Origin of the sequence: Anaplasma ovis str. Haibei (genome assembly GCF_002214625.1) — a bacterium.
In the GTDB taxonomy this organism is placed as follows: domain Bacteria; phylum Pseudomonadota; class Alphaproteobacteria; order Rickettsiales; family Anaplasmataceae; genus Anaplasma; species Anaplasma ovis.
The window spans coordinates 957,793-977,775 of record NZ_CP015994.1 but is presented as its reverse complement, the minus strand read 5'-3'; the positions used below and the strand labels follow the sequence as shown (position 1 = coordinate 977,775).

Genomic DNA, 19,983 nt, shown 5'->3' with positions numbered 1-19,983 from the left:
ATTAAACCTACTGAATATGCGGTGAGGGCGTGTAATGGGTAATGCGTCTTTTACGAGCTACATGGGTACACTTCCGTCCGTAGACCCTACTGTCTTTGTAGCAGAAAATGCACACCTAATAGGTCAGGTAACGGTGGGAAAGAGCGCGAGCATTTGGTTTGGCTCGGTTCTCAGAGGTGATGTGGGGAAAATTGTTGTTGGTGAAGGTAGTAATATTCAAGATAATACCGTCGTACATGTCGACCAAGAATACGGTGATACCGAGATTGGTAAATTTGTAACTGTCGGGCACGGCTGCATATTGCACGCGTGTTCCATCATGGACAAAGCGTTTGTAGGTATGGGGTGCGTGGTTATGGATCGCGCCCTCATGGAAGAGTGCAGCATGCTGGCTGCTGGGTCTTTGCTAACGAGAGGTAAGGTGGTAAAATCTGGCGAGTTGTGGGGAGGGCGACCTGCCAAGTACATGAGGATGCTGTCGGATCAAGAGCTAGCATATCTGCAACAGTCAGCTGATGGGTATATTGCATTGTCCAGATCGTATCTATAGGCCCTGCTCTGATCTATGGTTTGACATTTCGTGGTTTGATGCCTAGACTGGCGGTACGTCTGTCCGGCATATGGTTCGTTTTATTGGGCAAGCTGCTTGTATGAGTAACACTATAGAGATAAAAGCCGATAACCTCGGTGGGGAGTCCATATTGGAGGCTCCTGTACGGGTTCTGAAAAAGGTTGGAGATACAGTTTCTGCGGAGGAGGTGGTTTTTGTGGTTGAAACCGACAAAACCTCTCTGGAAATATCAACCCCGATTGCCGGTGTTATCACAGAGCTACGTGTGTCGGACGAGGAGATAATAACCAGGGGCCAGGTTCTGGCGGTCATTAGTAAGCAGGAGGGTACTTCTCAGAGCGCTGCTGCAGTGCCAGAACCTAAGCAGGCTGAAGTTGTGGTTCCGGATACCAAGCCGGCAACGCAGGAAGGGGATAAGCAACAAGTTCAAGTTGCTGTCAAGGAGAAGCCAACTGCTGGTCCCTGCATTCCCGGTATTGATGAGTTTGTTGCTGGTGGGTGCTCCTCACCTGCCGATAGGGCTTCTGGCAAAATCACCAAGCCTGTAGGCGATGTGAGCAAGGGATCTGTTCCACATCAACGCGTATATGATGAGGTTGATGGTGTCGTAAGCGTGCCGGGGGAAAGGCGCGTTAAGATGAGCAAAATTCGCCAGGTAATAGCATCGCGGTTGAAAGAATCGCAAAATACCGCGGCGACGCTCAGCACTTTCAACGAGGTGGATATGAGCGCTGTTATGGCACTCAGAGGCAAATACCGAGAAGGCTTTGAGAAGAAGTACGAGGTGAAGCTGGGATTCATGTCATTCTTTATCAGGGCTGTGGTGCTGGCACTTAGAGAGATACCAGTTCTCAATGCGGAGATTTCGGGGGATGAGATAATCTACCGTGATTACTGTAACATCGGGGTTGCAGTTGGTACGGACAAGGGATTGGTAGTCCCCGTGATATGCGGTGCTGAAACTATGTCATTCGCGGCGTTGGAGCAAGAGTTGGTGATGCTGAGTAAGAAGGCTAGGGGGGGAACGCTTACAGTTGCCGATATGTCTGGTGCAACGTTTACCATCACCAATGGGGGCGTTTACGGGTCTCTTCTCTCCACACCAATTATCAATCCCCCACAATCAGGAATTTTGGGCATGCACGCAATACAGGAACGTCCCGTTGTGGTTGGTGGGAACATTGAAATTAGGCCCATGATGTATCTGGCGCTATCCTATGACCACAGAATAGTAGACGGCCAAGGTGCTGTGACCTTTCTTGTGCGCGTTAAGCAATATATAGAAGACCCAAACAGGATGTCTCTTGAAATTTAGGTATGGTCTTGACCGGGGGCATAACTATTCACTCTGAGAAAGATTTTGAAGGCATGCGTAAAGCGGGTAGGCTAGCCGCTGAGGTGCTAGATTTTATAACTCCCCATGTCAAACCCGGGGTCTCTACTAACACCCTGAACGATCTGTGCCACTCTTTCATCACAGGTGCTGGCGCCGTGCCTGCGCCCCTGGGGTACCGCGGGTATCCTAAGTCTATTTGTACTTCAAAAAATTGTGTAGTATGCCACGGCATTCCAGATGATGTTGCACTCAAGGATGGGGACATACTAAACATAGATGTTACGGTAATTTTAGATGGCTGGCATGGGGACACAAGCAGGATGTACTGGGTTGGAGAAAACACCGCGATAAAAGCTAAGCGCCTTTGCGAGGCTGCGTATGAGGCAATGTGGGCTGCGATTGAGCATGTAAAACCTGGGCAAAAACTCAACAAACTTGGCATGGTGATTGAGGAAACAATAGACAAATATGGTTACTCAATTGTGCGTGATTATTGTGGCCATGGTATCGGCAAGGTGTTTCACGCACCGCCCAATGTTGTACACTACTATGATGAGGAAGATGACACTGTGATGCAGGAGGGGATGTTTTTCACAGTAGAGCCCATGATAAATGCGGGCAAACACCACACTCTCGTGAGCAGGAAAGACGGATGGACCGTAATGACCAGGGATTTCTCCCTCTCAGCGCAGTTCGAACATTCTTTGGGAGTAACCAAAGATGGGGTGGAAGTTTTTACCATGTCACCAAAAAATTGGGGCTTCCCGCCGTATCAGTAGGCACGTAGCTCAATTACCACGCGCCCTGCCCGCGAGAAAATGTCTGACATTGCCGGGAGGATCTTAGCTTTGCAAAAGGGCGCAGCTTTTGTATTGTTTATTGCAGGGTTTCATAGGCCGCGAAACAGGATTCTCACATCTTCGTCTCTGTGTGACCGAATCAGGTATTGTTTATGGCACAAACAACGAGCATTGCTACCTTGCTAGACAAGGCTGCGTCTATGTTAAAAAACGCTGGCGTGGCCACCCCAAGGCTAGATGCAGAACTCATTGCGCAGCATGTTCTGGGTATAAACGCGGTTGCAATGTTGGTGGATGCTGACATGCCGGTGGAACGAGAACGTGCCGATAGGTTTTTTGCGTTACTGAACCGACGTCTGGCAGGGGAGCCAGTCTCACATATTTTGGGGAGGCGAGAATTCTGGGGTATGGACTTTATAGTCAATTCAGACGTTCTCGATCCCAGGCCGGACACCGAGTCTGTTGTATCTTCTGCAATCAAGATCTACAAGAACCGAAATTGCAGACTCACAATCGCCGATCTGGGTACAGGCACTGGGTGTATCTTGATTGCCCTGCTATCGCACTATAAGCATGCGACTGGAATTGCGTTTGAAAGGAGTGTAAAGGCCTGCCGAATTGCGCGACAAAATTTTGTGCAACACTCCATGCTTGCAAGAGTTAGGTTGCACTGTGCAAGTTGGGAGCTGTGTGAAGGGAAGTTTGACCTAATAGTGAGTAACCCTCCATACATCAGGAGGTGCAAAATACCCGATCTGCAACGTGAAGTCAGGCAGCACGAGCCGTTGCAGGCTTTGGATGGTGGAGCCAGAGGCATGGAAAAGTACACTCAGATTTTTAGGGTTCTGAGAAGATGCTTGAATCCGTCTGGCAAGGCAATTCTGGAGATTGGTGAGGATCAAGGTGCCATACGCAACGAGGCACTGCGCTGGAATATAGGCTTCTGTGGGTATGAGCTTGACCTTGCAGGCAGACGCAGGTGCGTAATCCTAAAACTGCTACCCTAGGGTGTAGAACCCCCTCCCGGTGCGCTGGTTTCTACCCTAGGTACGGCCTGCGCACTGGGGGCGCTGGAGACGCTACACACGCTGGACTACGCCCAAAACCTGAACGACCGCTACGCTCTAGAACTTCAACTTCCCGGATTCATACAGAGCGTACAGGTCATCGCAACCCCCTATACTCTCACCATCTATAAAAATCTGCGGTACGGTCCTGTTCCCTGAGCGTTCTATCATCTCGCTCATAGCGGCGGGGTCGTTAGTAATATCTATCTCCTTGAAGGGTACACTTTTTTTGTTGAATAAAGCCTTTGCCCTAGTACAATAGGGGCAGGGGACCTTTGTGTATATGAGGACCTCCCGCATATCGCTCCCTCTCCTGAGATGTGCACGTTCTAGCTAGCACGGCTGCATGTGGATGTAAAGTTTTTTGTATGGAAGTATTATACGGGTACGAGGGCAAAGAAGCGGTAGTACTCACGTTCGGCAACTTTGACGGAATACATCTTGGGCATGCGCGGATATTCTCAGAGCTTACCCAGCGCGCCGCGCAACTGTCTTTGCCCTCTGCGGTTCTGACCTTCTCTCCCCATACTGCCGCCTTTTTGAAGCAGCGAAAGAATTTCTTACTAGTAGATTTCGAACAGAAGGTGAAACTAATAGAGGCTTGCGGAGTGGATTACCTGTACGTCGTGGAATTTGGGCAGGCATTTGCACAGATGTTACCCCGTGCATTCATTCACGATGTGCTGGTTAGCGGTTGTAGGGCCAGACACATAGTTGTAGGAGGGGACTGCGTGTTTGGGCACAAGTGTGCTGGCGATCTAAAATTGCTTGAGCTACACGCTGCAGCATGCGGATACGGGGTTACAGGAGTGCCGCAGTACGTAGTAGCCGGGCATGTGTGCTCTTCCTCTCGCATTAGGGAGTGCTTACAGTTGGGTGATATTGAAACTGCAAATTTGTTACTGGGCAGGCGTCATGTCATAAGTGGGAGGGTGCTGAAAGGTCAGGGCAGAGGGAGGCTTATAGGGTTCCCGACACTAAATCTGAGCATAGATCACACTGTGCTACCGAAAAATGGTGTGTACCATGCTAGAGTCCGTTTTGATGCAAACAACTGGTTGCTTGGCATTGTAAACATAGGCACAAGGCCTACCTTTGCCGAAGAAACGTGCCCATTGTTGGAGATGCACATTTTTGACTTCGATAAGGATGTTTACGGGGAATGGGCTAATGTGGAGCTTATTAGCTTCCTCAGACCCGAACGTAAATTTCATGATACTGACCAACTGATCCAGCAAATAGCGCAAGACATATCCCACGTAAAGCAAAGGCATTAGTCGCACATTTGCGCTCCCTATGTCACAATTCTCACTTTTATGCTAAACTGCGGGTTGTGTAGTTGGTAGGGGTGTACAGTGAAAAGTAAAATTGTTGGTGTGATAGCTATTATACTCATCTTTGCACTTGATCAAGCGAGCAAGGCGTACGCGATCGATTGGTATTCAAAATCAGGTGCTACGGAGGTTCTAAAATTCTGCAGTTTGGTAGAGGTTTGGAATAGGGGAATTAGCTTTGGCATGTTTGGTGCGTTGGAGAGCAGCAACTTGATCTTCACGTATGTCTCTCTCGGAGTCATATTGATGCTGTTTGTGCTGTTTGTGCAGTCTAAGTGTAACAAGAGCACGTTCTGTATGGGCGTGGTAATAGGAGGGGCCTTGGGTAACCTCGCGGATAGGCTCAGGTTCGGTGCTGTGTACGACTTTATAAGTCTGCATGTGGGCGAGTTCCAATGGCCTGCTTTCAACTTTGCGGATGTCTGTGTGACGTGCGGGGTTATTTGTTTCCTGTGCCTTGAAATAATATATCATGCCAAGGCGCGTGTAGAGGCAAGTGGAGATCCCGATACGCTCTCCGTTAAGAAATATTAACTGTCTCACTATTATTGCTTGAACAAGGCTTATTTTTCATTTGGACTAGGGGCGATGAACAAATTTTTTGTAGCGAGCTTTCTGTTGGCTTCCCTTTTCTGCGGTTCCGCATTTTGCGCGAAACTACAAGGTGTGCAAGTTGCGGAACTCGAGAATGGGATGAAGGTTTATGTGATATCAGACAATCGCTTCCCGATAGTGCTACATATGCTAGTATACAGGGTAGGAGGTATGGATGATCCGCCTGGCCTTTCGGGCATCGCCCACTTTCTTGAACACATGATGTTTACTGGTACGAAGAAAGTACAAGACTTTTCCGAGACAATAGGTAGGCTTGGTGGAAGCTTCAATGCGCTAACTTCCACTGCATATACTGCATACTACGAGTTGGTGGGAAAGCAGCACCTACCGCTGATGATGGAGATGGAAGCTGATAGGATGCGCAACCTGGACCTTACTGTGGAACACATGGAACGCGAGCGTAATGTTGTGCTTGAGGAGAGAAAAATGCGCACCGAAGCAACCCCGCGCGGGTTACTGGATGAAGAAGCTGTGAACATCTTCTATCGTAACGGCTACGGCAGGCCAGTAATTGGTTGGGAGCACGAAATAGCGAACTACGACATGGAAAATGTCAAGGCCTTCTATCGCAAGTACTATAACCCCAACAACGCAATATTGTTGGTGGCAGGGGATGTGAGTTTTGAGGAAGTAATGGAGCTGTCACAGGCTCACTACGGTGGCCTAACAAACAATAGTGGGGCAGTTGAGCGCAATGCTGATGCAAAACTAGAACCCCCGCACAGGGCGGGTGTAACCGTCAAAATGGAAAGCGCCTTTGTGGCGGATCCGGAAATGTTTGTGCTCTACCGGACTCCGAGTGTTGCCAAAAGTGAAGGCTTGCACAGCTACTACGCAGCGGCTCTGGCCGCAGATGTGCTTGCAGGGGACGAGTTTGGGGTACTGTATGATGAGCTGGTCCGCAAACAGCGCGTAGCCACACGCGTTTCTGCTTCGTACAACGCTAAGGAGCTGAGTAGTGGGGCAGTCTCCATAGACATAAATCTTGCGCCAGGTGTTTCTCCCGATATTGCGAGCAACGAGGTCAAGCGTGTGATCGAACAGCTGGTCTCCTCTGGAGTGTCCAAGAAGTTTGTTGAAAATGCCAAGTACAGGGGCATGGCGCGTGTCGTGTATGGCCTTGATGGTATTGAGGATAGGGCATGGTTTTATGCAGGGCTTTTGGCTATTGGTTCTCCCGCAATTTCCATGGAGGATGTAGTAGACGCCATCAAAAGCATCCGGGTCGAGGACGTAAACGCTGCCATAAAGGGAATTTTTACCAATCCCGCAGTGGAAGGGCATTTGTTACCTAAGATTATAGTAGGAGGTTGATTGTATGAGTGCTAACCCTTTATTACGCGTTCTGTTCCTCCTCAGTGTTGTGCTGTTTGGGACCGAGTGTATTGCTGCTGATGGGGTAACTGTGGATGTACGCAGTGCAAACACTCCAAATGGCATCAGATATTGGTATCTGAAAGAGCACAACCTACCGATAGTGTCTGTGGCAATTGCGTTCAAAAAAGCTGGGTCAGCTTACGACCCTGAAGGGCAGCACGGTCTATCATATTTGGCCTCCTTAGTTATGCCGCATTCTGAGGTTGAAGAGGGTGCCAGTGCCCTTAAAAAGCTAACTGAGCGGGGGATAGACCTGTCAGTCTCCATTGACCGCGAAAATGTGTATATTTTTTTGAAGACTTTGTCAGATAACCTGGGACTAGCGCTAGAAATGTTGGGTCGCTGCCTGTTGGATACGCGAATAGACGCCGGAGTTTTTGCGCAGGAAAAGGAGCACCAAAAATCTGCGGTGCGCCATAGCGCAACTGAACCTTCTGAGCTGGCGATGCACGGAATAGGGCGCGTGTTGTTCGGTGATCACCCATACGGCCGCTCGCCCAGGGGTAACACTGAAGATATAGACAAAATAACTTTGGATGACATATCACGCTACAAGCGCGAAACTTTTGATCTCGACCAGATAGTTATCGGGGTAGTGGGGGATGTCAACGAAAAAACCCTGTCACAAATGCTCGACACAAGCTTTGCGCGGCTAAGTAGGGGGCAAAACCTCAAGGAGGTAAGTCCAGTTGATGCGAACATAGGTAGCAGGGGATATATCGAGTACGACGCTCCCCAGAGTGTTGTCATGTTTGCGGGGCAGGGTGTAAAAATCACAGATCGGAGATACCATGCTATGCAGCTCCTGACGAACGCACTAGGTGGCACTGCATTGAATTCAGTATTGATGCGGGAACTGCGTGAGAAACTTGGGATCACGTACAGAGTGGGTAGCTTCCTGCATAACGAAGGGCACATGAATTTGATGTTGGGTGTTCTGTACACTGACAACTCAACTGCTAAGCGCGGGGTTGACGGGCTTGCTGACGCGATAAAGAAAGTCAAAGCGTATGGGCTGGACGAGCGGGCGTTCAACATATCAAAGGCCGATATTCTTGATTCCTTTGTGTTTACCTTCTTAAATACGGGTTCTGTGGCGGATTTGCTGATGAGATTGCAGTTGCAGGGCAGGGAACTTGGCTACATATCGGAATACCACGCACTTTTTGACTCCATAACACTGCAAGAAGTCAATGAAGTTGCGCGAGAAGTGCTGGGTGACCTCTCCGTCGTCGAAGTGGGTGTGCGGAACAATATTGGCGGTAGGTCGGTACTCTAGCCCACCATGACGTGCTACTTACACGTTTTAAGCGCATCCACTACGGGCCGCGAAGTTTGCGGTGCCACGCTTTTGTGTGCAGCAAGATGTTTTGCATATTGCCGTCCCACGGCCACCGTTAGGGTTTGTGGTTTTCACTGCGGGAGATAGCGAGTATACTGTACGCAGCGGCGGGGGCCGTGTTTTATTATCGAGGGTATGTGAAGGGGGATCATGACGATGACATTGGGGGCGGTGTAAGGTCCCTGATTCTGCGTAAGCCCATCAGCAATGTGTACTTCAGGCTGGGGGTTCTTTGTGCTACGGTGTTCGCTACAGTTGCCGCGTTCGCGTTTGCCTACACGCTGTCTTCTGGCCTTGCGTTTTCGTGGTACGCTCCGGCTTTTATTGTCGCCGTGGCCTCTACAGTGTTATTCCTCATAAGCGGAACATTCGTGTTTATTATGTCCGCTCTGCAAAGTCGTAGCGGTAGGGTGCAGCATGCCAGCGGCACAATACAAGCTCCTTTTGGTTGTTCAAACAGAAAATTCGATGTCAGTGTACGTAGGCACGGAGTGCAGGCTGGCTATGGGGTGTTTCAGACAGTGCTAGCGTGCGCTATTGCGTGTTCACTAATTACTGCAGCGCTGGCTAGCGGGGTAATAGTTGGGGGATTGCAAACTATACCCTCAATTCCTTCATTGATTTCTGGAGTTCAGAGCGTAGAAAGCATTGTGTTCATTGCTGCAGTTGCGGTGTTTTCGGTTTCGTGCCTCATGCTATTTTGTGTCAGAGTTTTTACTGATGGGGCTACACCTCGCATAAACATGTTTGTTGTTGTAGCTTCAGAGTCTGATCCCGCTCGTGTGGCAACCTCGGGGGAGTCATCTCGCGGCTCTGCGGCACATAGAGCGCATGACGCTTCGGATGGTGCAGCAACCGGGGATGCGCGTATTCCCGACTCCAGGGTGGAACGAAACTCGGCCCAGGATATTTTACGAGGAACAGGTTGGATCAACGCACTTATGGGGCTCGAGAGCGAAACCTCCGGGGTCTGCGTTAAATGCGTTATAAATGCTCGTAGCCCGCAACAATAGTCCTACTACTGGCGCCGTCTTCGCGTGTATTGGTTGTCCTACAAGCTTATGATTGGTTTTGCGGCTTAGTGGGTAACTAGCCTGACGTGAAGGCATGAAAGGTGTACGTAACTGCGCGAGGCACAGTTGTGTGCACAGGCTCATGCGTGTATGTGCTATGGCCGCGGACTTAAATCATGCCCACCTTGCCGCTAACAGCGCGTAGTCTTTTCTGTCTATGTGGTATAAATGTCACTGTTGTGCTGCATCTCGCTGTACGGGAGCGTACATCGCCAATTATTACTACAAAGTAAAACAGGCTTCCAATGAGACGGCTGCCACTTAAAGATCTGTAAACCAGTTAGCTTCCACGTGCAAGGTTCTATATTTCCAAGTTTAACTAGTTGACAATTTTGTTCTCCAGCAGTAGTATCGCCTGGTGTGTTATCTATTTAGGTTGTGTCGGTTATGTCCTTCAAGATTAAAGATGAGAAGCTGAGTGCGCACATAGCGAACCCAGATGGTACCAGGTATATGCGTCAGGGTTTGGGTGTCACCACAGCCCTGTCGATCATAGTGGTTGCCGCGCTTGCGGCGCGTGTTTGGAGGCTGTCTCAGGAGGGCCTGGAGTCTGGTGTGCTCCTGAAGCGTCCCGAGTTCATAGCGCTCATGGTCATGCTGGCTGTGTTCGTTGTTGCTGCTATCGGCTTGGCTGTAGTCTGCAATGAACACCAGAAGAAGGCTAGGGAGATGAACGGCCTGTATCCGAATGCCGCATATCTGGCTCCTGCTAATGGAGAAGAAGAGGAGCGGGGACGGCGGGGCGAGACGCGGCACGTGTCTTTTGCTTCGAGCAGTCGCACGAATCCGTTCTCCACTCCTACAGCTATGGCAGGCCTGGTGACCCTGACTATATTCGCTGCGCTGTCTGGTGCGCTGCCTAGTTCTGCGGCTATTACCGCCGATATGATAGGTTCTGGCTTTGCTGCTGCTACCCCTCTGCAACAAGCGTGGGTTGTCATGCTGTTCTTGGCGATGGCTGTGACATTCTTCGCTGCCATGAGAGGTGGGTTGCTTGCTTCCGGCCAGGGGAACAGGCTTTGTGTTGTGAGCTCGGGTGATGTCTCCGCTGCGGATGGGGTGCTCCCCTCTGGTGCGCTGGGTCCAGAGACCGACTTCAACGAGGTTATTGCTATACACGTGCACGATGCTGGTTACAGGGGCGGCGGCGTGAATCCTGTTGGGGGGATGTAATCTCCGGGCGGCGGCTGTTCCGTCTCCACTGCGGTTTGGTAGTTTTGCTGGCTGCGTTGCTGTAGTGGTGCGCTCTTGGGTGGTTTTCCTGCCCCTGGTGCGCGGGTGCTACGTCGCCCTTCTCTGATCCTCCGGGATAGCGGTGGGTGCAGTGTTCTGCTGTGCTGCCGGTTGAATGTCACTCTCCGAGTGCGCAGGTCTGTGGTTTGTGCACGCTGTGGGTGTGTTGTCTGTGCGAGCTTGAGCCGCCTCCCGAGGCGGTTGCGCGGTGGTTCTATTGACTCTGGGTGCTTCTTTCCTTAAAATTCTAGTGATATTTTAAGGTGATGAGGCTGTAGGGTGTATAGAGATGCTGGCTACGGTGATGTAGGTATTTCGCGAATCGGTCGTGATCGGCTGCTCGCTAAGATTTGTGCTGTGCTGCTGGTTGCGAGTGCTGCCTCTCTTTCTTTCTTTTCGGCTTACATCTCCGCTTCTGGGGCCTCCCCGCTGGGTCCTGGGCCTGTCGCTGCTGCCTTCCTCTGTTCCATGATAGGTGCTTTTGTAGCGTTGGTTGGGCTTATAGTGTTCTGTGTCAGACTCAGAACTATAGACAAACATGGGCTTGTTGTCTCTCTGCTTGAGGAGAGGTTTGACTCTCCAGGTATGCTGCAGATGAACGGGCCCTTTGTGCGCAGCACTAATGCCCGTGCTGAAGTTAGTGTCAGGACGGGTGGGCTTAGAGGCGCTAAGTTCGAGCCCCTCTCCTGCGCCCTTGTAGGGGCGCTTGGCGTTTCGCTATGTACCTTTTCTGCCGCGTTCGGCGTTTTATGTGCTGGTGCCCAGGGTGATTTTGTGAGGGCAGCTGGGGCCCTATTCATACCGTCCACGGCGTCGCACGTATGTTTGGCCGCGGCTGCTTTGGTGTTGATTGTCGGGGGCGTAGGTCTTGTACGCTACATGCTCTCCTCCCCGGGTGGTAGCGTGGTAGTCCTTAGTGATGATAGAACGCACTTCTCGGATGCGGACATCGATGATATTACCGATAGGCTGAACGTTTCCTCCGCAAACGTCGCTAACGTTAAGATCTCGAAAGGCGGTGCCGCTGTTGTGCCTTTTGGCATCTCACCCCTACTACCATAAGCGTGATAATTGCGGCACGGCTCTTCTCCCGTTTGCGTGTTCCTCCTGTGCCGTATTAGCCTGTGTGTAACCCTTGGGAAGTTGCTGTAACGGCCGAGGGGCCTTCCTGCGCCGTTCGAAAGAAGGTGTAGGACAGGGTGATCTCCCTGATGCTTTCAGTTTGGGGGTCCTCCTCTATTGCTGGAGATATGAAAAACGATACCGGCATCACTATCCTAAGTCCAGGGGCGAATGTCTGTTGTGAGAAGCAAAAACAGGCGATCTTGTAAAAGTACTTTCCCGCTTGCACGGGGGTTACGTTATACACGGCCATGCCGCTTATCTCTTTGTCGGACGGGTTCTCTGCTACATAGAAGACCAGCTGCTGTACTCCGGGAGTTACCATGACGTGAGACTGTTCCGGGTGAAAAAGCAACGGAATGCCGTGCGTATCTGCGTTTAGTCTGACTTTTATGCTGTAGCTGCCTGGTTTTTTATTTGGGGCTACAGATACTGCTTTTTTTGTTGTGCCCCCGTACCCGGTTGCCTTGCAGAAAATTCTGTATAATGGCACCGACGCGTACGTTAAGCACAACATCGAAACTATTACTGACACCAGTAGTGTCAAGACTTCATTATTGCGTTTGGCTTTTTTCACTGTGGTTCTGAGTTCCTTCTGCGCCCATTCTACGAGAGTTCGGTGATTTTTTTCAACATCAGTTTCGCTGCCTCCTGTTCCGCAAGCTTTTTACTGCTGCCGGCACCCAGCACGTTGCCATGCTCTTTGATGCTTACCTCAACTGCAAAAACTGGTTTGTGCTCAGGGCCAGATTTGCTTACCAATCTGTATAGTGGTATTGCCCAACCTCTGCTCTGTACCCACTCCTGCAGCGCAGTTTTTGGATCCTGAGGTGGCGTAGAGGACATGCGTTGTGCGCGCGCTAGCCAGTGTTTATGTATAAAGCCCCTGTAGGCTTCCGGACCGCCGTCCATGTACATTGCCCCTATAAGGGCTTCTAATGCATTCTCAAGGATGCCTGGATTGTGGGATCCTCCGCAGTCTAGCTCCCCGCCTGACATGAGTATGAGCTCACCCAGGCCTATGGATCTCGCAATCTCAACTACTTCTGAGCCACGCACCAGCGCTGTTCTTTTTCTGGTTAGGCAGCCCTCGTCATCATCCGGGAAGAGCCTGTATAACATTTCGGAAACAGTCATGCTCAATACTGCGTCACCAAGGAACTCAAGACGCTCGTAATTTGCCGCTCTCTCACACGAAAGGCTGGGGTGAGTTAACGACTCTAGCATCAAGTCTAAATCCCTAAACTGGTATCCTGTGGCCTCATACACCTTAAGCGCCAGGCCCTTTTTATCAACGGGACGCAACGTGAGACTCCTTTTCAACTATTGGTGGGTTGTTCTCAACATTGTAGAACTCCAATCTCATTGTGCCTTGCTGTGGGTGCTGTACGCTGAGTTCGGAAATGTATGCAGAGCTGCAGCCAGCGAAGGAGAATGAGGCCACCATTGCCGCCCCTGATTGCTTTTCTGTTATGTGAAATGTCTTTCTTCCATCCCGAACAACGGCCGACAGAATATTCAGCTGTTTGATTTTATCTGAATTTGTAGCACTAAAAAGCTCCACGACCGGGTGGCGCACCTTTGCATAGGAGTAGTGCTGGAGTGCACTGTCGTAGAAGGTCACCCATCCATTCTTAACCACAATTGACGTGGCAATTGGAGCATGGTAGTCAAACCTCAGGAGCCCAGGCCTCATAGTGACTCTGCCGTATTGTACGGACCCATCTTCGCTAGTCTGTGCAAAATCCGCGTTGAAGGAATTTATGCACTCTACAATCTCAACGAGCTGCGCAGCGAAGTCAGGAAGGGCCACAGCTTGGGAGTGAACGGAGCAAGACGACCGAGCTGGCGTTATAAGATAAAGCAGCAAAAAGAGTAACGCCCCGAACAAGGCGCTACGCCTACGCATTCTTGTTTAACTTTACTGGTATGTATATCGGCGGTGCGTCACCACCTCCCTTCTTTACGAGGAGCAACAAGGAACCCTTTCCGCCGCTACTACTCTTGACTTTGCTCATCTCCTTGTTGAAATCTGACACGCTGTTTACCGTTGCAGAATTGATGCCGAGCAGAATATCTCCCTTTCTAACACCCTCACTGAAAGCATCACTTCTATGGTCCACCCTGAGTATCAGTACCCCTTCCTGCTGTTTCTTTGAGTGCTTAGGTAGGTTACCAACTGTAAGTCCCACGCTATCGTCAGTAGCCTCTTGGTCTGCTCCTCCTGATGCAACATCGTCTGGTAGCTTGCCAATAGTGACCGCAACGTTAATAACACGGCCATCGCGCTGGACAGTTATCTTGGCCTTTTCGTTTACTGCAGCTTTTGTTATCAGGTGCGTAAGCTGAGGCATGTTCTCTATTCTCTGTCCATTGAATTCCAAAATGACGTCACCCACCTTGAGCCCCGCTTTCTCTGCTGGGCTATCCTTCGCTACACCAGATATTAATGCGCCCCTTGCACTTTCCAGGCCAAGAGAGTCTGTCATATCGTCAGTAACATGTTGAATGACGACCCCTAACCAACCATGCTCTACCCTTCCACCTCTGGATAGCACACTTATAACGCGTGCTGCATTGTTTGAAGGAATAGCAAATGCCACGCCAACATTGCCACCACCCTGTGGAGACATTATTGCTGTGTTTATGCCAATGACCTCCCCATCAGCATTGAACAGCGGCCCCCCGGAATGCCCGCGGTTTATTGCGGCATCAGTCTGTAAAAACTCACTCGCAGTGCCAATATTAATATCACGCGCACGGCCCGAGATTATACCTACACTCACTGAACCTCCGAGCCCGAAGGGGTTACCTATTGCCAACACCCACTCTCCTACCAAAACATCATCAGAGTTACCCAGTGTCACCGGTTGTAGGTCCTTTTTTGTTTTGACTTTGAGTACCGCGAGATCTGTTTTGGGATCTTTGCCCAGCACCGTAGCCTTGGCTGTGGAATTGTCACTGAACTTTACGTGAATCTCCTTAGCATTTGCTATTACGTGGTAGTTGGTTACTATCAACCCGGACTTATCCACTATGAACCCTGAGCCCAAGGAGATTACCTTTCTAGGCTTTAGCGGGTCTATTAGGAGGGGCTCCAAATTGTTGAAAAATTCCTCAAAAATACCCTTCGGAATCCCCGGAAACCTGAAGCCTTGGCCCATGGAGTTTGCATCGCTATCCACGGTCTGCTCCGTGGAGATATTGACTACAGCAGGCAACAGCTTAGCAGCCAACCCAGAGAACCCCCTACGGATGTCCGGAACGGCAGCTTTCGACTGCGCCACCGATGATGACAACGCGCTGCCACCGGAATGTACGCTACACAGCGACGATATCAGCAAAAAAAGCGATAAAAACCTCTTCACACCTAACCCCTGCTTTTGTTAAAAAGACTGATAAAATCATTGTTTGGCGACAGCACAATTTTTGTTGTACCATCGCTAAATACCCGCCTATATGCTCTCATTGTACGGTAAAAACTGAAAAAGTCAGGGTCGGCTTTAAGAGCATTGTTATAAATTTGAGATGCCTTTGCATCTCCCGTACCCCTGATGATTTGTGCATCCCGCATCGCATCCGCAATGATAACACGTGTCTGGAAATCTGCATCTGATCTGATCTTTTGAGACATCTCCCCCCCTTCTGCCCTGATTTCTCTCGCCTCCTTTTCTCTATCAGTCTGCATGCGGCGGAAAATTGCTGCACTATTCTCCTCGGGAAGGTCTGCTCTCTTGATTCGCACATCAACCATTTCCACGCCAAACTTTTCGGATTCAGTACTCACTCCCTCTTGTATACGACGCATGACGTCGGCTCTTGCTTCGTTGAGAAAGTTGATCAACGCCACGCTACCAACCTGTGTACGTAAACTTGATTCGATAATGGAGCTCAATCTATTCTCAAGCCCGGTCTCGCTTCGCACTGTCTGGTAAAACTTGACTGGGTCAACGATTCTATACTTCGCATAAAAATCCACAACAAAGCGCTTCTGATCCGCGGCTATTACCTCGCAAGAGTCTGACCTGATCTCTATAATTCGCTTGTCAAAGTATATAACCTCGCTGATTACTGGGACTTTGTAGAAAAGACCACTTTTCTGTACGCTCTTCTGCACCCGCCCGAATTGCACTACGATGGCTTGGTGTGCCTCGTCTACAATAAACATGGACTCCAGCGCAAGCGTTGCAAAACCAAAGGCGATAGCGCCCAACAGCGCGAGCCTAGCCAGACTTAACCTCATACTACCTCCCGCCTCCAGCTTTCTTGCCGCCCGCTCCGGCCAAGGGCAGGTAGGAGAACAGGCCTTTAATGTCGTCAGTAACAACGACCTTGTCCATATTATTCAGCACCTCTTCCATCGCTTCTATATACATACGATCTCTAACAGCTTCTGGCTGGTTTACATACTCTTTGTACACCGCAAGAAACTTTGCAGCATCCCCCTGTGCCCGGTTTATTACTTCACTCTTGTAGGCCTCGGCGTCGAGCTTTATCCTAATGGCCTCCCCCTTGGCTTTGGGCAACACTTCATTACGATACGCATGAGCCTCGTTAATGGCCCTTTCCTTATCGGCTCTGGCGCTCTGTACGTCCCTAAACGCGCTAATTACCTTCTCGGGTGGATCCACCTTCTTTAGCTGTATCGAGAGGACCTCAACCCCCATGTTGTACTGGTCCAGCACACTCTGTAATAGCTTTTTTGTCTCGTACGCTATGGAGGCTCTTCCCTCTCCCTCTATGGCGAAAGCTAAGGTGCTCTTGCCAATGATCTCCCGCATAGCACTTTCAGCGGCATTTTTTACAGTGGCGCCCGGCCTACCATCCCTTACACAGAACAGATACTTATACGCATCTGTTACCTTCCACTGAACGTCGAAGTTTATATTGACGATATTCTCATCACCGGTCAACATTATGCCCTCACCGTGGCTATGGTCGGCCCCATCAGCTCTATATACGCCGCTGCCAATCTCTTCCTTACTGACGACCTCGACCTTGACTTTTAGCACTTTACCCAAGGGGCGAGGCAGCCAAAAGCGCAAGCCGGGCTCGGTCACCTTCCTATACTTCCCAAACAGTAATTCAACAGCCTTCTCCTCTGGGTTTACCACGTAGAAGCCGGTACACGCATACAGTAGGACAAAAGCAGCCAGAAGAAAGAGAAGATGCGACCACTTAAACACAAAATCGCCAGGCTGCTTCCCCCCGGGGAACTCGCTTAACGCAGAGCGAACGCCATCGAAGAAGCCATCAAACTGGGAATCGCCGAACCTTTTGTTATTTTTGGGTTTCTCAAACCCTTCACCGCTTTCCCCACCCCAGGGATCACCTCCATCGCTCATAAAGACCCCGAACCCGCACAGCAAGACAAGGGGGAGTCTATCGCAGAATCTCTACCATATCAATAAAAATACTGGCCAGCACACACATACAGCCCCTCCAGTATTGGAGGTAGTGTTCATTGAGAAAACGGCCCCTACACCATCAGAACTGAACATGGTCCTTACGCTTGCCATTGGTGTTCCGGCCACATTTGTTGGTGCTGCTCCGGTGTTGGTACCACTGCTGTCAGTAGCGATAGGCTGAGTATTTTGGAATAGGAAGATAAGCACCTGGTGATGTTTAGAGGGGAGTGTAGTTGGGAATGAACCACATTTGGCGGATGGATAGTTTGGGGTTTGGTGCGTTGTTCATTACACAAACCTGTAGAGGTTGGGATTTAGAGATCAGTCACCACACATAGCTGCGGCACAAAAGGCGCAGTAGGCTTACGCTACCTAGTGTCTTGATTTATTACACCATAGACACAGTTGCACTTATTCTACACCCAGGCACCTGCTAACTTCTACTTGGCACCACCAAGGCTGGCATTACCATCAACACAGTTGAGCTCTGCACTACCTACTAACCTCAGCCTCTAACTTCTACTTGGCACCCAGTTTCCTAGCTTTACTCAAAACTACTGACCATAGCGCTGGCACCCCATTTCCAACTTGGTGGCACCAGGGCTGGCACTTCCCTCTAAACATCACTCAGGAACCTCAACCCCTAACTTCTACCGGCGCCTAATCCCCTAACCTCAGTTCCTAATCCTATCTACCTAAATCCTCATCTCCCACAGGTACAAGCGAAGGCCCCAAATCCATCTACCCAGCGGGCTCGTTCCCAATTACTCTAAGCTCTCTGCCCCCACATCTGCACCACTTACCAGGATTGAAGCAGGAATAGGACATGAGAGGTTTGTCATCAAGGGAGGTAAGAAGTCTAATGAGGATACAGCTTCAGTATTCTTATTAGGAAAGGAGTTAGCATATGATACAGCAAGAGGTCAGGTAGACCGTCTTACTAATGCTTTAGGTAAGATGACCAAGAGTGAAGCTAAGAAGTGGGGTACTGCAGTAGAGGGTGCTACTGGTGGTGGTGATGCACTGAGTAGGAAAGTGTGTGGTACCGCTGGCAGCAGTGGCAGCAACTGTGGTACCGCCGATGATACAGCATTTCTCCTAGGTAAGGAACTTGCACTAGATACAGCGAGGGGTCAATTACTATCCAGTGCTCTGGGTAGGATGTCCATGAGTGATGTGCATAGACTCAAGAGGGAAGTAGTAGATAGTGAAGGTATAGCAAGTCCTGTAAGGGCAATGTTTAGTAGACAGATCCCTGATGGAGATACATTACTTGCTGGAGAGATGGCAGGAGTTGATGATGGACTAGTTATACAAGAGTTGAGCAGACCAGAAGAGTTAGAGAAGTTACAACATGAACTAGCAAAGCAAGTAAGTAAGTTAGCAGAACTTGGAGAACTCAAGTGGTTGGAAAGACTAGAAGCCATAGAGACTGAAGAACTCCAGGAAATGAAGGAGAGGTTGAGACTTAAGGCAAGAAGAGCCTCAGAGGAGCTTAGGACGCAGCTGGAGAGGCTAGAGAGTGACTTGGGACTGCTAGAGGTGAAGAAGCTCAAGGAGGTGAAGCTGGAGAAAAAGCTGGATGCTGAAGGGCTGAAGGCGGCAGTGGAAAAGCTTAGGGAGGTAGGAAAAGAGCTAGAGGAGAAGAAGCTGGAGGAGTTGAAGACGGCGAAGAAGGAAGTTGTGACAAAAGTAGGGTTGAAAGAGCTGGAGGCGCTTGGACTGGAAGATGAAATAAAGCTGGAGGGAATAGAAGCAGGCAAAGAACTAGAGCTGGCAGTACAAAAGCTAGAGAAGTTAGAGAAGTGGAGGCCGGCTAGTAAAGAAAAGGTGGGAGAGCTCAAGAATAAACTAGAAGAACTAGCAGCGATAAGGGAACTTAGGAGGGAACTGGCAGAATTGGGAGTATTAAGTGCAGAGTTCAAGGAGTGGGAAAAGCTAGAGAAGGAAGGAAAAGAGCCAGAGCTGGTACAGAAGCTTAAAGTGCTGGGTACAGATATAATGGGAGCGCTAGAGGAGAAGAAGCTGGAGGAGGTGAAAGAGGCGAAGAGTGCAGTTGTGACAAAGATAGGGAAACTTGGAGGTGCGTTTGAGAAGATAGAGGAGAAAAAGCCGGCAGAACTGGAAAAGACCTGGCTGTTCAAGAAGCTTGGAAAACTAGAGGAGCTCAAGAAACTAGGAGGAACAGTAGAAGAACTAGCAGCGATAAGGGAACTTAAGACAAATCCAGAGCTGGCCGAGCTAAGACTAGGTGCACTAAGTCTGGAAGAGCAGTTGAGAACATTAGCTGAGATTAAGGAAGTCAAGGCATTAGTTGAAAGTAGGAAGGATAGAGGACTAGAGATTCAAGAGGGACTTCAGCTCACAGAGAGAATTAGAGGATTGGAGAGAAGGCTAGTGCTGGAGGGGATAAAGGAACTTACGCTGCTAGAAGCACAGAGGATACGTTCAGGAAGTGACCCACAAGCTGTAAAGAAAGCAGCAAGTATGCTAGAAGAGATAAGTGTGCTAAGGGAGCTAAGACAGTTAGATGAGCTAATACCAGAAGAGCAGCTGAGAACACTAGCTGAGGTTAAAGGCACTATAGCAGCACAAAAGCTGACGGTGGAGCATAAGAAGAAGGAGCTGATAAAGGAGATGAAGGAATTGGTTGGTAAGCGCGAAGCACAACCATGGTTGCAGGGCCAGGCAGAGCTGAAGGGTAA

The 19,983-nt window shown here is 49.9% G+C and carries 19 protein-coding genes; 12 read left to right on the top strand and 7 right to left on the bottom strand.

Translation table 11 applies throughout. The annotated features are described in order from the left end of the window. Positions 1-34 precede the first annotated feature (34 nt). The 4 genes from AOV_RS04100 (at position 35) to prmC (ending at position 3,714) form a co-directional block, all read left to right on the top strand. Positions 35-550: a gamma carbonic anhydrase family protein gene (locus tag AOV_RS04100; RefSeq protein ID WP_075139396.1), complete on the top strand. Its 516-nt coding sequence runs from the start codon at positions 35-37 to the stop codon at positions 548-550. A gap of 100 nt (positions 551-650) precedes the next feature. Continuing rightward, positions 651-1,886 carry a dihydrolipoyllysine-residue succinyltransferase gene (sucB, locus tag AOV_RS04095; RefSeq protein ID WP_075139569.1) on the top strand — a complete coding sequence of 412 codons (1,236 nt, stop codon included), beginning with the start codon at positions 651-653 and terminating at the stop codon, positions 1,884-1,886. Between the two features lie 2 nt (positions 1,887-1,888). Next, a complete protein-coding gene (gene map / locus AOV_RS04090; protein ID WP_075139397.1) occupies positions 1,889-2,686 on the top strand; it encodes a type I methionyl aminopeptidase in 798 nt (265 codons plus the stop codon). A 221-nt stretch (positions 2,687-2,907) separates the two neighbouring features. Continuing rightward, positions 2,908-3,714 (top strand): peptide chain release factor N(5)-glutamine methyltransferase, encoded by an 807-nt coding sequence (gene prmC, locus AOV_RS04085; RefSeq protein WP_233497126.1) that lies wholly within the window; start codon positions 2,908-2,910, stop codon positions 3,712-3,714. A gap of 117 nt (positions 3,715-3,831) precedes the next feature. Here the strand turns inward: prmC and grxC are convergent, their stop codons facing one another. Beyond that, positions 3,832-4,074 carry a glutaredoxin 3 gene (gene grxC / locus AOV_RS04080; protein WP_075139399.1) on the bottom strand — a complete coding sequence of 81 codons (243 nt, stop codon included), beginning with the start codon at positions 4,072-4,074 and terminating at the stop codon, positions 3,832-3,834. 68 nt (positions 4,075-4,142) lie between these two features. Here grxC and AOV_RS04075 point away from each other — a divergent pair, with 68 nt between their 5' ends. From AOV_RS04075 to AOV_RS04045, 7 genes are all read left to right on the top strand, one after another. Further along, complete coding sequence (locus tag AOV_RS04075) at positions 4,143-5,051, top strand: bifunctional riboflavin kinase/FAD synthetase (protein ID WP_075139400.1); 909 nt, start codon at positions 4,143-4,145, stop codon at positions 5,049-5,051. 78 nt (positions 5,052-5,129) lie between these two features. Next, a complete protein-coding gene (lspA, locus tag AOV_RS04070; protein WP_075139401.1) occupies positions 5,130-5,642 on the top strand; it encodes a signal peptidase II in 513 nt (170 codons plus the stop codon). Positions 5,643-5,696: 54 nt separating this feature from the next. Further along, on the top strand, positions 5,697-7,037 hold the full coding sequence (locus AOV_RS04065; protein ID WP_075139402.1) for a M16 family metallopeptidase: 1,341 nt from the start codon (positions 5,697-5,699) through the stop codon (positions 7,035-7,037). 4 nt (positions 7,038-7,041) lie between these two features. Then, positions 7,042-8,379: a M16 family metallopeptidase gene (locus AOV_RS04060; protein ID WP_075139403.1), complete on the top strand. Its 1,338-nt coding sequence runs from the start codon at positions 7,042-7,044 to the stop codon at positions 8,377-8,379. Between the two features lie 179 nt (positions 8,380-8,558). Next, positions 8,559-9,455 (top strand): hypothetical protein, encoded by an 897-nt coding sequence (locus AOV_RS04055; RefSeq protein WP_233497125.1) that lies wholly within the window; start codon positions 8,559-8,561, stop codon positions 9,453-9,455. Positions 9,456-9,902: 447 nt separating this feature from the next. Continuing rightward, positions 9,903-10,688 (top strand): hypothetical protein, encoded by a 786-nt coding sequence (locus AOV_RS04050; protein ID WP_075139404.1) that lies wholly within the window; start codon positions 9,903-9,905, stop codon positions 10,686-10,688. A 339-nt stretch (positions 10,689-11,027) separates the two neighbouring features. Continuing rightward, complete coding sequence (locus tag AOV_RS04045) at positions 11,028-11,810, top strand: hypothetical protein (protein ID WP_075139405.1); 783 nt, start codon at positions 11,028-11,030, stop codon at positions 11,808-11,810. 55 nt (positions 11,811-11,865) lie between these two features. On the opposite strand, the gene AOV_RS04040 is transcribed toward AOV_RS04045, so the two are convergent. The 6 genes from AOV_RS04040 to hflK all read right to left on the bottom strand — a co-directional run bounded on the left by AOV_RS04040 (position 11,866) and on the right by hflK (position 17,215). After that, on the bottom strand, positions 11,866-12,387 hold the full coding sequence (locus tag AOV_RS04040) for a cytochrome c oxidase assembly protein (RefSeq protein ID WP_233497242.1): 522 nt from the start codon (positions 12,385-12,387) through the stop codon (positions 11,866-11,868). Between the two features lie 89 nt (positions 12,388-12,476). Further along, a complete protein-coding gene (gene rnc / locus AOV_RS04035) occupies positions 12,477-13,175 on the bottom strand; it encodes a ribonuclease III (RefSeq protein ID WP_075139407.1) in 699 nt (232 codons plus the stop codon). Next, positions 13,162-13,740 carry an outer membrane lipoprotein carrier protein LolA gene (locus tag AOV_RS04030; RefSeq protein ID WP_233497124.1) on the bottom strand — a complete coding sequence of 193 codons (579 nt, stop codon included), beginning with the start codon at positions 13,738-13,740 and terminating at the stop codon, positions 13,162-13,164. Before AOV_RS04030 ends, rnc begins: the two co-directional genes overlap by 14 nt. A 31-nt stretch (positions 13,741-13,771) precedes the next feature. After that, positions 13,772-15,238: a Do family serine endopeptidase gene (locus AOV_RS04025; RefSeq protein WP_075139409.1), complete on the bottom strand. Its 1,467-nt coding sequence runs from the start codon at positions 15,236-15,238 to the stop codon at positions 13,772-13,774. A gap of 2 nt (positions 15,239-15,240) precedes the next feature. Then, on the bottom strand, positions 15,241-16,113 hold the full coding sequence (gene hflC / locus AOV_RS04020) for a protease modulator HflC (RefSeq protein ID WP_075139410.1): 873 nt from the start codon (positions 16,111-16,113) through the stop codon (positions 15,241-15,243). Position 16,114: 1 nt separating this feature from the next. Beyond that, positions 16,115-17,215, bottom strand: a complete 1,101-nt coding sequence (gene hflK, locus AOV_RS04015; RefSeq protein ID WP_075139411.1) for an FtsH protease activity modulator HflK — start codon at positions 17,213-17,215, stop codon at positions 16,115-16,117. Positions 17,216-17,327: 112 nt separating this feature from the next. Between hflK and AOV_RS05505 the strand changes: the two genes are divergently transcribed. Continuing rightward, on the top strand, positions 17,328-17,459 hold the full coding sequence (locus tag AOV_RS05505) for a hypothetical protein (RefSeq protein ID WP_267896376.1): 132 nt from the start codon (positions 17,328-17,330) through the stop codon (positions 17,457-17,459). Positions 17,460-19,983 lie beyond the last annotated feature (2,524 nt).